The organism is Mycolicibacterium arabiense (assembly GCF_010731815.2).
Classification (GTDB): Bacteria; Actinomycetota; Actinomycetes; order Mycobacteriales; family Mycobacteriaceae; genus Mycobacterium; species Mycobacterium arabiense.
Map to the genome: position 1 here is coordinate 2367435 of NZ_AP022593.1, position 14970 is coordinate 2382404.

Here is a 14970-nt window from a genome sequence, read left to right on the forward strand (position 1 = left end):
CCGGGCGGCCGACCAACTGCTACGACGGCCGACGGCCGCGCAACGATTACTTCGAGTAGAGCTCGACGATGAGCTGCTCGGTGAGCGGCACGTCGATCTGCGCACGCTCGGGCAACTGGTGGACGAGGATCCGCTGACGCTCGCCGACGACCTGCAGCCAGCCCGGGATTGGGCGGTCGCCCGCGGTCTGCCGCGCCAACTCGAAGGGAAGCGTGTTGAGCGACTTCTCCTTGATGTCGATGATGTCGTACTGCGACACGCGGTAGCTGGGGATGTCGACCTTCACGCCGTTGACCAGGAAGTGGCCGTGGCTGACGAGCTGACGGGCCATGCGACGCGTGCGGGCGAGCCCGGCGCGGTACACGACGTTGTCGAGCCGGCTCTCCAGGATGCGGAGCAGGTTGTCGCCGGTCTTGCCTGCGTGACGGTTGGCCTCCTCGTAGTAGAGGCGGAACTGCTTCTCCATCACGCCGTAGGTGAAGCGGGCCTTCTGCTTCTCCTGCAGCTGCGTGCGGTATTCGCTCTCCTTGATCCGCGCGCGACCGTGCTGGCCGGGCGGGTAGGGGCGCTTCTCGAAGGACTGATCTCCGCCGACGAGGTCGACGCCCAGGCGACGCGACTTGCGCGTGACGGGTCCGGTGTAACGAGCCATTCTCTAAATCCTTCCTCTACCTAGACCCGGCGCCGCTTGGGCGGACGGCAGCCGTTGTGCGGCTGTGGGGTGACGTCGGAGATCGCACCGACCTCGAGGCCTGCGGCCTGCAACGAACGAATGGCGGTCTCGCGGCCGGAGCCCGGACCCTTCACGAAGACGTCGACCTTCTTGACGCCGTGTTCCTGCGCCTTGCGGGCAGCGTTCTCGGCGGCGAGCTGAGCGGCGAACGGCGTCGACTTGCGCGAGCCCTTGAAGCCCACGTGTCCCGACGACGCCCAGGCGATGACGTTGCCCTGGGGGTCGGTGATCGAGACGATCGTGTTGTTGAAGGTGCTCTTGATGTGAGCGGCGCCGTGCGGGACGTTCTTCTTTTCCTTGCGGCGGGTCTTCTGACCCTTCTTGGCGGCGGTGCCGCCCTTCTTCGCTTGTGCCATGTGCGGTTACCTGGCCTTCTTCTTGCCGGCAATGGTGCGCTTGGGACCCTTGCGGGTGCGCGCGTTGGTCTTGGTGCGCTGGCCGCGGACCGGGAGACCGCGGCGGTGCCGCAGACCCTGGTAGCAGCCGATCTCGATCTTGCGGCGGATGTCGGCTTGCACCTCACGACGCAGGTCGCCCTCGACCTTGATGTCGGGGTTGCCTTCGATGAAGTCGCGCAGCTGGGTCACCTGGTCGTCGGTGAGGTCCTTGGTGCGCAGGTCCCGGCTGATGCCGGTGCCGTCCAAGATCTGCTGTGAGCGGGTACGGCCAATGCCGTAGACGTAGGTCAGCGCGATCTCCATGCGCTTGTCACGCGGGAGATCGACGCCCAATAGGCGTGCCATCAGGCAGTGTTCCTTCTGTTTGCGGAGGTCTTGTCCCAGTCCGTTCCCCTCACGGGGTCCGGCCTCCGTGCCGGACGTTGAATGAGCGACGTACTCGCCCACTGGTACTGGGAGGTCTGCATTCAGTTGTGGGTGGTGCTGTACCTGCGCTCTTCGCGCAAGCGCTCATCGAGGGCTGTGTCAGCCCTGCCGCTGCTTGTGGCGAGGGTCGGAGCAAATCACCATGACCCGCCCATGCCGGCGGATCACCCTGCACTTGTCGCAGATCGGCTTGACGCTAGGGTTCACCTTCACGGCTGGTCGATCCTTCTGGGTCTATTGGGGAACTCGCGCGAACGCGTGTCCCTGCTCTTGGTATCGGTCGGGACGTGGGTTACTTGTACCGGTACACGATGCGGCCCCGGGTCAGGTCGTACGGGGAGAGTTCCACGACGACCCGGTCCTCGGGCAGGATGCGGATGTAGTGCTGCCGCATCTTGCCGCTGATGTGGGCGAGTACCTTGTGGCCGTTCTCCAGCTCAATGCGGAACATCGCATTGGGCAGGGGTTCGACAACGCGGCCCTCGACCTCGATGGCACCGTCTTTCTTGGCCATACTGTGTGGCGATCCTTGCTTTTGGTTTCGTATTCGTTTACGCCCGTTTCAGCGCAACCTTCGATCCGACTAGGAACGTGATCCGGACCGGGTGGATTCCATCGACGATCTCGATGGTCCAGAGGCAGTGCACGCAGAAAGTCGGCGCGGAAGCCGCACCGTTGGTCCATGCTACTCGCTTCGGCGTCCTGCCCAAAATCACCGTCGCCGCCGGTAGCGGTCCGATGGCAAGATCATCAACACCGGGGACGGGGGCAGGCTGCGCGGCGGGTCGTCTCGACGCCGACGCACGACTGAAGGGGGTCAGTTGACTGCGGTGTACGTGGTGGCGTTCGTCGTCGGCGGCATCGCCGTGTTGGCGTCACTGCTGCTGGCAGAGATCGGCGGGGGCGGCGCAGACGCCGGCGCCGGCCACGGGTCGTCGACCGACGGCATGCCCTTTCTCAGCCTCACCAGCATCTCGGCCGCGCTGCTCGGTGCCGGGGCCGGCGGCCTGATCGCCACGTGGGCCGGACTCGGCCCCGTGGTCACCGGTGGCATCGCCGTCGGAAGCGCTGCAGTGTTGCTGCTGCTCCTGCAGGGGGTGGCACTGCCCTACCTGCGCCGCCAGCAGTCCAACTCCCACACCGGCCGACTGTCCTACATCGGCACGCTCGGCACCGTCACGCTGGAAATCCCCGTCGACGGGTGGGGTGAAGTCTCCTTCGTCGACCCCGAGGGCAACCGGGTGCGCTCACGCGCGGTCACCGACGAACCGCAGGCGCTGCTCAAGTCCACCCGCGTCTACATCTCCGACGTCGAAGCGGACGCCGTGCGCGTCGTCGGCGTTCCCGACACCGACCCACCGCTGGAAAGGCACTGATTCCATGTCCACGTTGATGATCGTGATCGTCGCGGTAGTGGCAGCCCTGCTGCTGTTCGTCGCGCTCCCCCTGATCTACGTCAAGAACTACATCAAGGTGCCACCCAACGAGGTGGCCGTCTTCACCGGCCGCGGCACCCCGAAGGTGGTCCGCGGCGGCGCCCGGTTCCGGATGCCCGGCATCGAGCGGGTCGACATCATGAGCCTCGAACCGTTCAACGTCAGCATCAACCTGCAGAACGCACTGTCGAACAACGGCGTGCCCGTCAACGTCGAGGCCGTGGGCCTCGTCCGCATCGGTTCGGCCGACGAGGCCGTCCAGACCGCGGTGCAACGCTTCCTCACCTCGGATCTCAACGAGCTGCAGCGCCAGATCAACGAGATCCTCGCCGGCTCGCTGCGCGGCATCACCGCGACGATGACCGTCGAGGACCTCAACTCCAACCGCGACACCCTGGCCCGCAGCGTCGTCGAGGAGGCAGGCGGTGACCTGTCGCGCATCGGCATGGAGGTCGACGTGCTGAAGATCGCGGGCATCTCCGACGCCAACGACTACCTGAAGTCGCTCGGCCAGCGACGCATCGCGGAGGTCAAGCGCGACGCCGCCGTCGGCACGGCCGAAGCCGAGCGCGACGCGCAGATCCAGTCCGCCAAGGCGCGCCAGGAGGGGTCCGTCGCCCAGGCCGAGGCGGACACCGCGATCGCGACGGCCAACCAGCGCCGCGACGTCGAACTCGCCCGGCTGCGCGCGCAGACCGAAGCCGAGAACGCCCAGGCCGATCAGGCCGGGCCACTCGCGAACGCCCGGGCGCAGAAGGACGTCGGCATCGCGACCGAACAGGCCGAGGCCGCCCGGGTGCAGGCCCGCATCGAGGTCGAGCAGCGCCGTAGCGAACAGGCCACCGCCGCCCTGCAAGCCGACGTCATCGCGCCTGCCGAAGCGCAGCGCCAAGCCGACATCGCCCGCGCCGAGGGTCAGCGCCAGGCATCGATCCTCGCCGCGGAGGCCAAGGCGGAGGCGGCACGGCAGGCCGGTCAGGCCGAGGCCGATGCACGCAAGGCCGCCGCCGACGCACTGCGCGTCGAGCGGCAGGCCGAGGCCGACGGCATCAAGGCGCGGCTGGTCGCCGAGGCCGCGGGCAAGAAGGAGATCGCGGTGGCACTCAACAGCTACAGCCCGGACGCGGCGCGCCTGCTGACGCTGCCCGACGTGCTGGCGACGGTCGTGAAGGCGACCGAGGCCGCCGCCATGCCGCTCGCCGAGATCGAACGCCTGTCGATCATCGGTGGCGCGGGTGACGCCCAAGACGCCGTCGGCGGCCTGCTCGGGGTCAGTCCCCTGGCGGTGGCGAAGATCGTCGAGGCGCTCAAGTCCTCGGGCATCGACCTGGCCGCGCTGCTCGAGAGCCGCAACGGGCACCGTGGCGATGGGCACGGTGACGGCCACGCCGGCGACGAGCAGTCGTCGGTGACCTGGGGCCCGACCGCCCGAAACGTGGTGGACCCGCAGGCCTGAGCCCCGCTCAGTTTCCCTCGGCGGACGCCTTGATCGCCGCCAGGGTCACGGGGATGCCGCTGGTCGCCTGGTCGCTGCGCTGGGCGATCTCGGCCTCGGCACGCTCGCCGAACTTCTCGCCGAACCCGGCAATGCCCTTGGGCAGGAATCTCCAGTCCTGGGTCAGCCGCGTGCCGGTCTCCCCCGTCGGCTCCAGCCGGAAGCCCCAGCGGACCCACCCCTCGTTGACCTCCCACGCGAACTCGCGCGCCGGCTCGGCGACGACCACCTGACTGCGGGTCTCCCAGGTCCGTTCGGGCAGCTCGTTGCGCCCCGTGAACCACGCGCCGGGCTGCGCACCCGCGGCCGGATCGTCCCACCAGCAGGCCTTGCAGATGGGGCTCCAGTCGCCCATTCGGGTGACGTCGGACACCAGCGCGTAGACCTCGTCGGGCGTGCGTTCGATCAGAACGGAGTCGGAGAACTCGAGAATCGTCATCCCAGCGAGCCTAGGCATTCCGAGCGTGCGTGTTCGCCGTGGGCCGAACCGTGCCGCTGACCCGATATCCGCTGGACCACCAGCGCATAATGATCGGTGATGAGTGGACCCGAACACCCGCAACGACGGCCTGCGATCCTCACCGTTGATGACGATCCGGCCGTTTCCCGAGCGGTCGCACGCGACCTGCGCCGGCACTACGGCGAGCGCTACCGCATCGTGCGCGCCGAGTCCGGCGCAGACGCGCTGGACACATTGAAGGAACTGAAGCTGCGCGGCGAGACCGTCGCGGTCTTCGTCGCCGACTACCGCATGCCCCACATGAGCGGCATCGAGTTCCTCGAGAAGGCCATGGACGTCTTCCCGTACGCCAAGCGGGTGTTGCTCACCGCCTACGCCGACACGCACGCCGCGATCGACGCGATCAACGTCGTCGACCTCGATCACTACCTCCTCAAGCCGTGGGACCCGCCGGAGGAGAAGCTCTACCCGGTGATCGACGGGCTGCTCGAGGAGTGGCGGGCCGTCGGCGACCGCGGCATGCCGTACACGAAGGTCATCGGCCACCGCTACAGCGAGCGGTCGTGGCAGGTCCGGCAGTTCCTGGCGCGCAACGAGTACTCCTTCCGATCGGTCAACGCCGACGACCCCAAGGGCAAGCAGCTGCTCGACGCCGCGGGCCTCGACGGCAGCCGGCTGCCCGTCGTCATCACCGAGAAGGGCGACTGCCTCGTCGAGCCCACCGACGTCGAACTCGCCGAACTGCTGGGCCTGTCGACCAGCCCGCAGCTCGAGATGTACGACCTCGCGGTCATCGGCGGCGGCCCGGCAGGCCTCGCCGCCGCCGTGTACGGCGCGTCCGAGGGGCTCAAGACCGTGCTGATCGAGAAGGCCACCACCGGCGGGCAGGCCGGGCGCAGCTCGAAGATCGAGAACTACCTCGGGTTTCCGACCGGTGTCTCCGGAGCGGAGTTGACGACGTCGGCGCGCCGGCAGGCCGAACGCTTCGGCGCCGAGGTCATCACCACTCAGGAAGCCGGGAAGCTCGAGATCAATGGCGTCGGCGCGGCGCACTCGATCCGGCTCAACGAGGAGGACACCGTCGGCGCCCGCGCCATCATCCTCGCCACCGGGGTCGACTACCGCCAGCTGGAGATCGCGGGCTGCTGGGAGGATCCGGACAACCCCGCCAACAACTACATCGGCCGCGGCGTCTACTACGGCGCATCGGTGTCGGACAACAGCGAGTGCGCGGGCGAGGACGTCTACATCGTCGGCGGCGCCAACTCGGCGGGCCAGGCCGCGATGTACATGTCGGAGACGGCGAAGTCGGTGACCATGGTGATCCGCGGCCCGTCACTCGAGGCCGGCATGTCGCAGTATCTGGTCGACCGGGTCACCAAGACCCCGAACATCAAGATCCGGACCTGCACCCAGGTCGTCGATACGGGTGCCACCGACGGCCATCTCTCCGAGATCGTGCTGCTCGACAAGCAGACCGGGCAGCGCGAGACGGTGCGCTGCGACCGCATGTGTTGCTTCATCGGCGCGACGCCGCGCACGGAGTGGCTGGAGGAGGCGGGAATAGCCCGCGACGATCACGGCTTCATCCTGTCGGGGCCCGATCTACAGAACGTGGTCGGTTGGACCCTGGACCGCCCGCCGCATCACTTGGAGACGAGTGTGCCCGGAGTCTTCGTCGCCGGAGACGTGCGGTCCGAGTCGGCCAAGCGGGTGGCAGCCGCCGTCGGCGAAGGATCGATGGCCGTGATGCTGGTGCACCGGTATCTCGCAGAAGCCTGATCACTCAGGCCTGAAAGGACCAACACATGGGCGAGCATTGCGTCCGCGACGAACTCCGCACGCTGTTCCTCTTCGAGAAGCTGAGCGACGAGCAGCTCGACGTGCTGTGCCAGGCAGGCAGCATCGAGAGGTTCCCCGAGGGCCCGCTGTGCACGGAGGGTGAACCCGCGACGTGCTTCTACGTCATGCTCGAGGGTGAACTCGTCATGACCAAGCGGTCCGGCGGGGTCGACATCCAGACCGGCCGCACCTCGCAGCGCGGTGTCTACTGCGGGGCCTGGTCGGCCTACGTACCGGGCGAGGAGCACACCTATCAGGCGTCGGTGCGGCTGACCAAGCCGTCCCGGTTCTTCGTGCTCGACGCCGAGGCATTCGCGGCCTTCATGCGTTCGGAGTTCCCGATGGCCGTGCACCTGCTCGAAGGTCACATGGTGGGCGGGCGCAGGCAGAGCCAGATCATCGGCCAGCGCGAGAAGCTGTTGGCGCTGGGCACCATCACCGCCGGGCTCACCCACCAGCTGAACAACCCCGCCGCGGCCACCGCGCGGGCGACCTCGGACCTGCGCGAGACGGTCGGCAAGATGCGCCACAAGCTCGCGATGCTCGCCAACGGCAAGTTCACCCCCGAGGCGCTGAGCGTCCTGGTGAGCATCCAGGAGGAAGTGGCCGAACAGGTCGCGAAGTCCAAGTCCGTCGAGCTGTCCGCACTCGAGGCGTCCGACCGCGAGGATGCGATCGGCGACTGGCTCGAAGAGCACGACATCATCGGCGCGTGGGACTACGCCCCCACCTTCGTCGACGCCGGCCTCGACACCGATTGGCTGGAGCGCATCCTCGCCTCGGTCGACGAGGTCGACGCGACCGCATCGCTGCAGGGCGCACTGGGCTGGCTGAAGTACACCATCGACACCGAGCTGCGGATGAACGAGATCGCCGAGGCCAGCAAGCGCATCTCGGCGTTGCTGACCGACGCCAAGCACTACTCGCAGATGGACCGCGGCGCCTACCAGAGCGCCAACGTCCACGAACTGCTGCGCAGCACGATCATGATGTTCGGCGACAAGATCGGCCACCAGGGCAAGGGCAGGCCGGTCACCCTGGTCAAGGACACCGACCAAACGCTGCCCGAATTGGTCTGCTACCCAGGCGATCTCAACCAGGTGTGGACGAACCTCATCGAGAACGCGCTCCAGGCGATGGACGGGCACGGCACGCTGACCATTCGCACCGCGCGGGAGAACGAGGACATGATCCGCGTGGAGATCTGCGACGACGGACCCGGCATCCCCCAGGACATCATCGATCGCATCTTCACGCCGTTCTTCACCACCAAGCCGTTCGGCGAGGGCACCGGGCTCGGCCTGGACCTGGCGTGGCGCATCGTCGTCGAGAAGCACCACGGCAACATGTCGGTGCACAGCAAGCCCGGCGACACTCGCTTCATCGTCACGCTGCCGCTGCAGGCACCCCCGCCGATCACGCCGACACCCGGCGAACTCGCCGCGGCCGGGACGGAATAGTTCGGATCCGCGCGAGTCGATCGGAATAGGCGTCGGCAGGGGCTGGGTTGACCCGAACATGACCCACGCAGATGCCACCGCACCCGAGCGCTCGTCGAAACCGGATCTCGGCACGTTCGGCGTGTTCGGCCACTACTCGCAGTTCCGCCAGCTGTCCCCAGAACAGCTGCGCGAGATCGAGGCGCTCGGCTACGGCGCCATCTGGGCAGGCGGGTCGCCGCCCGCCGAACTCGACTGGGTCGACCCCGTCCTCGAGGTCACCGATCACATCAAGCTCGCCACCGGCATCGTCAACATCTGGACCGCCGCAGCCGGTCCGGTCGCGGAGTCCTACCACCGTCTCGAGGCCGCGTATCCCGGTCGCTTCCTGCTCGGCATCGGCGTCGGCCACCCCGAGGCGCACACCGAGTTCGCGAAGCCCTACGACGCGCTCACCGAGTACCTAGACGAACTGGACCAGCACGGCGTGCCCAAGGAGCGCAGGGTGGTCGCGGCGCTCGGGCCCCAGGTGCTGAAGCTCTCGGCCCGGCGCAGCGCGGGCGCGCACCCGTACCTGACCACGCCGGAGCACACTGCCCAGGCGCGCGAGCTGCTCGGCGCGGAGGCGTTCATCGCACCGGAGCACAAGGTGGTCCTGACAACCGACGCCGCCGAGGCCCGCAGGGTCGGCCGCAAGGCCCTCGAGGTCTACCTCGGCCTGACGAACTACCTCAACAACTGGAAGCGGCTCGGCTTCACAGACGCCGACGTGGCCAAGCCGGGAAGCGACGCGCTGGTCGACTCCGTCGTCGCCTACGGCACCACCGAGGAGATCACCGCCCGGCTGCGCCAGCATCTGGAAGCGGGTGCAGATCACGTGCCTGTTCAGGTTCTAACGGGTACTGACAAGCTTGTACCGGCGCTGGCCGAGCTGGCCGGCGCACTCGGCTTGCGCTGACCTGCCTGATCGATTGAAGGGACCACCCGAATGACACAGCCCGTCGACCTCAAGCCCAACCTCGGCCGCTACGGCGTCTGGACGTTCGGCGCACCCAAGCCCGAGCAGGCCGCACAGATCGAGGAACTGGGCTACGGCGCGGTATGGATCGGGGGCTCGCCCGCCGGCGACCTGAGCTACGTCGAACCGCTGCTGGAGGCGACCGAGACGCTGCAGGTCGCGACCGGCATCGTCAACGTGTGGACCGCCAAGGCCGAGGAAGTGGCCGAGGCCTACCACCGCGTGGAGGAGGCCTACCCGGGCCGGTTCCTGCTCGGCGTCGGCATCGGTCACCCGGAGCACACCGAGGAGTACCGCAAGCCCTACGACGTGCTGGTCGAGTATCTCGACGCGCTCGACACCGCCAAGGTGCCGACGAGCCGGCGGGTGGTCGCCGCCCTGGGCCCGAAGGTGCTCAAGCTCTCGGCTCAGCGCAGTGCCGGCGCGCACCCCTACCTGACCACGCCTGAGCACACCGGCCAGGCCCGCAACATCCTCGGCAACAGCGTCTACCTCGCACCGGAGCACAAGGTCGTGCTGAGCACCGACGTCGAGGAGGCCCGCGAGGTGGGCCGCGGCTCCGTGGACTTCTACCTGAATCTGAGCAATTACCTGAACAACTGGAAGCGGCTCGGCTTCACCGACGAGGACATCGCCAAGCCGGGAAGCGACAAGCTGATCGACGCGGTGGTCGCGCACGGCACGGCCGAGGCGGTGGCCGCCCGGCTCGACGAGCACCTGGGCTCGGGCGCCGACCACGTGGCCATCCAGGTGCTGGGCGGCTGGGACAAGCTGATCCCGACGCTGACCGAACTGGCGGGCCCGTTGGGGCTCAAGGAGTCGTAGCCCCGGCCGACTGCCGTCCAGCCTCCGCAAACCCAGCTGCGACCAAACGATGGTTGCCAGATCTAGTCCCTGGGACTGGATCTGGGCTACTGTCGTGCCCCCCAATTCTGTGACACGATGGCGCCCGTAGTTCTCAAGTGAGCCGGGGGGTTTCACGACATGTCCACGACTGTGTCCTCAGCCGAGGCGAGGACGGCCGCGCCACGTGACCGTCACATTGCCGAAGTCACGCCGCTACGGGTGTGGCAACGCCGTTACGCGTCGTGGTTGAGGGTGTCCGACACGGTGGTCGTCGTGGCGTCGGTGTTCGCGTCGCAACTACTGCGGTTCGGGTACAACGAGGACGGGCCCGCGTTCAGCATGGTGTCCGGCGGGATCGCGGCGGGCTGGTTGCTGCTGCTGGGAGCGTTCCGCACGCGGGCGCGCAGTGTGCTCGGCGTCGGCACCGAGGAGTACCGGCGCGTCTGGACGGCCACGATGACGACCTTCGTGGGGGTCGCACTGATCTCGAGCCTGCTCAAGCTGGACCTCTCGCGCGGCTACCTGGCGATCGCACTGCCGCTCGGCATGACTGCACTCACCCTCAACCGGCACGTGGCCCGTCGGTACGTCAGCGCGCAGCACCGCAGGGGCAGGTTCGCCAATCCCGTTCTCGCCGTTGGCAGTCTGCGGGCGGTCGACGAGTTCGCCCACTCGCTGACCAAGCATCCGACGCACGGCTACCGGCTCATAGGCTCCTGCTCCCCCAGCGTCTTGCGCCAGCATGCCGAAGGCACCGACGACGGCGAGCCCGTGGAGAGCGACTTCGCGCAGACCGTGCGCCGCTCAGGAGCCACCACCGTGGTCGTCCTGTCCGGCGACCTGACGGCGAGCGAACTGCGCTCACTGTCGTGGCAGCTGGAGGCCCTCGACGTCGACCTCGTCATGTCACCGGGCATGGTGGACGTGGCGGAGCCCCGGCTGACCTTGCGCGCGGGCGGCGGGCTCCCCCTCCTACACGTCGAGAAGCCGCAGTACGACGGGGCCAAGCGGATCGGCAAGCGCGCCTTCGACGTCGGCTTCTCACTGCTGGTCCTCACCCTGCTGCTGCCTGCGCTTCTCGGCGCCGCACTGGCCGTGAAGCTGACCAGCCGGGGGCCGGTGTTCTACCGCGCGAATCGAATCGGCCTCGACGGCAAGCCGTTTCGCATGATCAAGTTCCGCAGCATGGTCGCCGACGCCGATGCGATGACGGCCACGCTCACGCACCTCAACGAGTCCGACGGCCTGCTGTTCAAGATCCGCGACGACCCGCGCGTAACCCGCGTCGGCCACTTCCTGCGGCGCTACAGCATCGACGAACTGCCGCAGTTCCTCAACGTACTGCGCGGCGAGATGAGCGTCGTCGGTCCGCGTCCGCCGCTCCCCCGCGAGGTCGACGCGTACGACGCCGACGTCCGACGGCGTCTCCTGGTCCGGCCGGGGATCACGGGACTGTGGCAGGTGAGCGGGCGATCGGACCTGTCGTGGGAGGACTCGGTGCGGCTCGACCTGTCGTACGTGGAGAACTGGTCGATGGCCGCCGATCTGGCCATCGCGGCCGCTACCGTCAACGCCGTACTCGCCGGCCGCGGCGCCTACTGACCTCCTCGGCGCCGATAGGATTCGTTCATGCGACTGCTCGTCACCGGTGGTGCAGGCTTCATCGGTGCCAACTTCGTGCACGCGGTAGTGCGCGAGCACCCGGAGGCGACGGTGACGGTGCTCGACGCGCTCACCTATGCGGGCAGTGCCGAGGCGCTGGATCCGGTGGCCGACGACATCACGCTGGTGCGCGGCGACGTGTCCGACACCGAACTGGTGAATGCCCTGGTGTCCGAGTCGGACGCGGTCGCGCACTTCGCCGCCGAGACGCACGTCGACAACGCGCTGGCCGATCCGGAACCGTTCCTGCGCGCCAACGTCATCGGCACCTTCGCCGTGCTGGAGGCCGTCCGCCGCCACGGCGTCCGCCTGCACCACGTGTCGACCGACGAGGTCTACGGCGACCTACCGCTCGACGACGGATCACGCTTCACCGAGGCCACGCCCTACAACCCGTCGAGCCCGTACTCCGCCACCAAGGCCGCAGCCGACATGCTGGTGCGCGCGTGGGTGCGGTCTTACGGGGTCCGGGCGACGATCTCCAACTGCTCCAACAACTATGGGCCGTACCAACACGTGGAGAAGTTCATCCCGCGTCAGATCACCAACGTCCTGTCCGGCCGACGACCGAAGCTGTACGGCACGGGCGCGAACGTGCGCGACTGGATTCACGTCGACGATCACAACCGCGCGGTGTGGCTGATCCTGGAGCGCGGCACGATCGGACGGACGTATCTCATCGGAGCGAACGGTGAGCGGGACAACCTGTCGGTGATGCGGACCCTGCTGCGGCTGATGGGCCGCGATCCCGACGACTTCGACCACGTCACCGACCGCGTCGGCCACGATCTGCGCTACGCCATCGACCCGTCGCTTCTGCACGACGAACTGCACTGGGCGCCAAAGCACACCGACTTCGAATCGGGTCTCGAGGAGACCATCGACTGGTATCGGAGCAACGAATCCTGGTGGCGTCCACTGAAGGACGGCGTCGAGGCCAACTATGCGGAGCGTGGTCAGTGACGGTGCGGGAGCTGTCCGTTCCCGGTGCCTGGGAGATCACGCCGACCATTCACCCCGACTCGCGCGGCCGGTTCTTCGAATGGTTCACCGACGCCACCTTCACCGAGATGACCGGCCACCGCTTCGACCTGGCGCAGGCGAACGCGTCGGTCTCGGCCAAGGGGGTCCTGCGCGGCCTGCACTTCGCCGAACTGCCGCCGAGTCAGGCGAAGTACGTGACGTGCCTGCGCGGTTCGGTGTTCGACGTGGTCGTCGACATCCGGGTCGGCTCACCCACGTTCGGCCGCTGGGACTCGGTGCTGCTCGACGACCGCGAGCACAGATCGGTGTACCTGTCGGAGGGGCTCGCGCACGGGTTCCTGGCGCTGGAGGACGAATCGACGGTGGCTTACCTGTGTTCGGCGCCGTACGCACCCGGCCGTGAACACACCGTCCGCGCGACCGATCCAGCCGTCGGCATCGACTGGCCGGTGACCGACCTCGTGCTGTCCGACCGGGATGCGGCGGCGCCCACGCTGACCGAGGTCCAGGCCGCCGGCCTCCTCCCGACGTGGGACGACACCCGCGCGTTCGTCGACGAATTGCGTCGCCGAGCGTCCGGCGGGTAGCCGTCGCCGCGCGTCCCACCGACGGTCTCCTCCACCCCCTTGCGACCGCGCCGACCGATTACTAGGATTTCCTAGTAATCACATCCGCACTACGCCATCGGCGGCCTAGGGGCACCTCATGAGCACTCGCATCCAGCACTTCATCGACGGCCAGCGCAGCGATCTCGCGTCGACCCGCACCGCCGACGTCCTCAACCCGAGCACCGGCGAGGTGCAGGCGCAGGTCCTGCTCGCCTCGGCGGCCGACGTCGACACCGCGGTCACCTCCGCGGTGGCCGCGCAGCGGGAGTGGGCGGCGTGGAACCCGCAGCGGCGGGCGCGCGTGATGATGAAGTTCGTCGAACTGGTCAACGCCAATGCCGACGAGCTCGCGGTGCTGCTGTCGAAGGAACACGGCAAGACCGTCGCCGACTCGCTCGGCGACATCCAGCGCGGCGTCGAGGTGATCGAGTTCGCGATCGGCATCCCGCACCTGCTCAAGGGCGAGTACACCGAGGGCGCAGGGACCGGCATCGACGTCTACTCGCTGCGCCAGCCGCTCGGCGTGGTCGCAGGGATCACCCCGTTCAACTTCCCCGCGATGATTCCGTTGTGGAAGGCAGGCCCCGCGCTGGCCTGCGGCAACGCGTTCATCCTCAAGCCCTCCGAGCGCGACCCCTCGGTACCGGTGCGGCTGGCCGAGCTGTTCCTCGAAGCCGGCCTGCCCGCGGGCGTCTTCCAGGTGGTCCAGGGCGACAAGGAGGCCGTCGACGCCATCCTGGCCCACCCCGACATCCAGGCCGTCGGGTTCGTCGGCAGCTCCGACATCGCGCAGTACATCTACTCCACCGCCGCGGCGAACGGAAAGCGTTCGCAGTGCTTCGGCGGCGCGAAGAACCACATGATCGTGATGCCCGACGCCGACCTCGATCAGGCCGTCGACGCCCTCATCGGCGCCGGCTACGGCAGCGCCGGCGAGCGTTGCATGGCCATCAGCGTCGCCGTTCCGGTCGGCGAGGAGACGGCCGACCGCCTGCGGGCGCGCCTCGTCGAGCGGATCAACAACCTGCGGGTCGGTCACAGCCTCGACCCGAAGGCCGACTACGGGCCACTGGTCACCGGTGCCGCGCTGGAGCGCGTGAAGGACTACATCGGCCAGGGTGTCGAGGCAGGCGCCGAACTCGTGGTCGACGGCCGCGAGCGAGCCAGTGACGAGCTGACCTTCGACGACCAGAGCCTCGAGGGCGGCTACTTCATCGGCCCCACCCTGTTCGACCACGTCACCTCGGACATGAGCATCTACACCGACGAGATCTTCGGACCCGTGCTCTGCATCGTGCGCGCCCACGACTACGACGAGGCCCTCGCACTGCCGTCCAAGCACGAGTACGGCAACGGCGTGGCGATCTTCACCCGCGACGGCGACGCCGCCCGCGACTTCGTGGCCAAGGTTCAGGTCGGCATGGTCGGCGTCAACGTCCCCATCCCAGTTCCGGTGTCCTACCACACCTTCGGCGGCTGGAAGCGGTCCGGCTTCGGCGACCTCAACCAGCACGGGCCGCACTCGGTGCTGTTCTACACCAAGACCAAGACCGTCACCTCGCGCTGGCCGTCGGGCATCAAGGATGGGGCCGAGTTCTCCATCCCCACGATGAAGTAGGCCGC

The 14970-nt window shown here is 68.0% G+C and carries 16 protein-coding genes; 10 read left to right on the forward strand and 6 right to left on the reverse strand.

Going from position 1 to position 14970, the window contains the following annotated elements:
• Window positions 1–46: 46 nt before the first annotated feature.
• The 5 genes from rpsD to infA all read right to left on the reverse strand — a co-directional run bounded on the left by rpsD (window position 47) and on the right by infA (window position 2071).
• A complete protein-coding gene (rpsD, locus tag G6N61_RS13070; RefSeq protein ID WP_163918912.1) occupies window positions 47–652 on the reverse strand; it encodes a 30S ribosomal protein S4 in 606 nt (201 codons plus the stop codon).
• A gap of 20 nt (window positions 653–672) precedes the next feature.
• A complete protein-coding gene (rpsK, locus tag G6N61_RS13075) occupies window positions 673–1089 on the reverse strand; it encodes a 30S ribosomal protein S11 (protein WP_163918913.1) in 417 nt (138 codons plus the stop codon).
• Window positions 1090–1095: 6 nt separating this feature from the next.
• Complete coding sequence (gene rpsM, locus G6N61_RS13080) at window positions 1096–1476, reverse strand: 30S ribosomal protein S13 (RefSeq protein ID WP_163918914.1); 381 nt, start codon at window positions 1474–1476, stop codon at window positions 1096–1098.
• 180 nt (window positions 1477–1656) lie between these two features.
• Window positions 1657–1770 (reverse strand): 50S ribosomal protein L36, encoded by a 114-nt coding sequence (gene rpmJ, locus G6N61_RS13085; protein WP_003879483.1) that lies wholly within the window; start codon window positions 1768–1770, stop codon window positions 1657–1659.
• A 79-nt stretch (window positions 1771–1849) separates the two neighbouring features.
• On the reverse strand, window positions 1850–2071 hold the full coding sequence (infA, locus tag G6N61_RS13090) for a translation initiation factor IF-1 (protein WP_005140011.1): 222 nt from the start codon (window positions 2069–2071) through the stop codon (window positions 1850–1852).
• Window positions 2072–2378: 307 nt separating this feature from the next.
• Between infA and G6N61_RS13095 the strand changes: the two genes are divergently transcribed.
• Together G6N61_RS13095 and G6N61_RS13100 are read left to right on the forward strand one after the other, a co-directional pair.
• On the forward strand, window positions 2379–2933 hold the full coding sequence (locus G6N61_RS13095) for an NfeD family membrane protein (protein ID WP_163918915.1): 555 nt from the start codon (window positions 2379–2381) through the stop codon (window positions 2931–2933).
• A 4-nt stretch (window positions 2934–2937) separates the two neighbouring features.
• Window positions 2938–4449, forward strand: coding sequence for a flotillin family protein (locus G6N61_RS13100; protein ID WP_235887522.1), 1512 nt, complete (start codon window positions 2938–2940; stop codon window positions 4447–4449).
• 7 nt (window positions 4450–4456) lie between these two features.
• Here the strand turns inward: G6N61_RS13100 and G6N61_RS13105 are convergent, their stop codons facing one another.
• On the reverse strand, window positions 4457–4927 hold the full coding sequence (locus tag G6N61_RS13105; RefSeq protein WP_163918916.1) for an SRPBCC family protein: 471 nt from the start codon (window positions 4925–4927) through the stop codon (window positions 4457–4459).
• Window positions 4928–5026: 99 nt separating this feature from the next.
• Here G6N61_RS13105 and G6N61_RS13110 point away from each other — a divergent pair, with 99 nt between their 5' ends.
• The 8 genes from G6N61_RS13110 (at window position 5027) to G6N61_RS13145 (ending at window position 14965) form a co-directional block, all read left to right on the forward strand.
• The gene (locus G6N61_RS13110; RefSeq protein WP_163918917.1) at window positions 5027–6730 is read left to right on the forward strand and encodes a response regulator; all 1704 of its coding nucleotides are present in this window, start codon (window positions 5027–5029) and stop codon (window positions 6728–6730) included.
• A 26-nt stretch (window positions 6731–6756) separates the two neighbouring features.
• Entirely contained in the window at window positions 6757–8250 is a 1494-nt protein-coding gene (locus G6N61_RS13115; RefSeq protein WP_163918918.1) for an ATP-binding protein, read from the forward strand.
• Between the two features lie 58 nt (window positions 8251–8308).
• Window positions 8309–9187, forward strand: a complete 879-nt coding sequence (locus tag G6N61_RS13120; protein ID WP_163918919.1) for an LLM class F420-dependent oxidoreductase — start codon at window positions 8309–8311, stop codon at window positions 9185–9187.
• A gap of 30 nt (window positions 9188–9217) precedes the next feature.
• Entirely contained in the window at window positions 9218–10072 is an 855-nt protein-coding gene (locus G6N61_RS13125) for an LLM class F420-dependent oxidoreductase (RefSeq protein ID WP_163918920.1), read from the forward strand.
• Window positions 10073–10231: 159 nt separating this feature from the next.
• The gene (locus tag G6N61_RS13130; protein WP_163918921.1) at window positions 10232–11695 is read left to right on the forward strand and encodes a sugar transferase; all 1464 of its coding nucleotides are present in this window, start codon (window positions 10232–10234) and stop codon (window positions 11693–11695) included.
• Window positions 11696–11722: 27 nt separating this feature from the next.
• Window positions 11723–12718, forward strand: coding sequence for a dTDP-glucose 4,6-dehydratase (gene rfbB, locus G6N61_RS13135; protein ID WP_163918922.1), 996 nt, complete (start codon window positions 11723–11725; stop codon window positions 12716–12718).
• On the forward strand, window positions 12715–13326 hold the full coding sequence (gene rfbC, locus G6N61_RS13140) for a dTDP-4-dehydrorhamnose 3,5-epimerase (RefSeq protein WP_163918923.1): 612 nt from the start codon (window positions 12715–12717) through the stop codon (window positions 13324–13326). The genes rfbB and rfbC overlap by 4 nt, the downstream gene beginning before the upstream one ends.
• 118 nt (window positions 13327–13444) lie before the next feature.
• Entirely contained in the window at window positions 13445–14965 is a 1521-nt protein-coding gene (locus G6N61_RS13145) for a CoA-acylating methylmalonate-semialdehyde dehydrogenase (RefSeq protein ID WP_163918924.1), read from the forward strand.
• The last annotated feature ends 5 nt before the right edge of the window (window positions 14966–14970 follow it).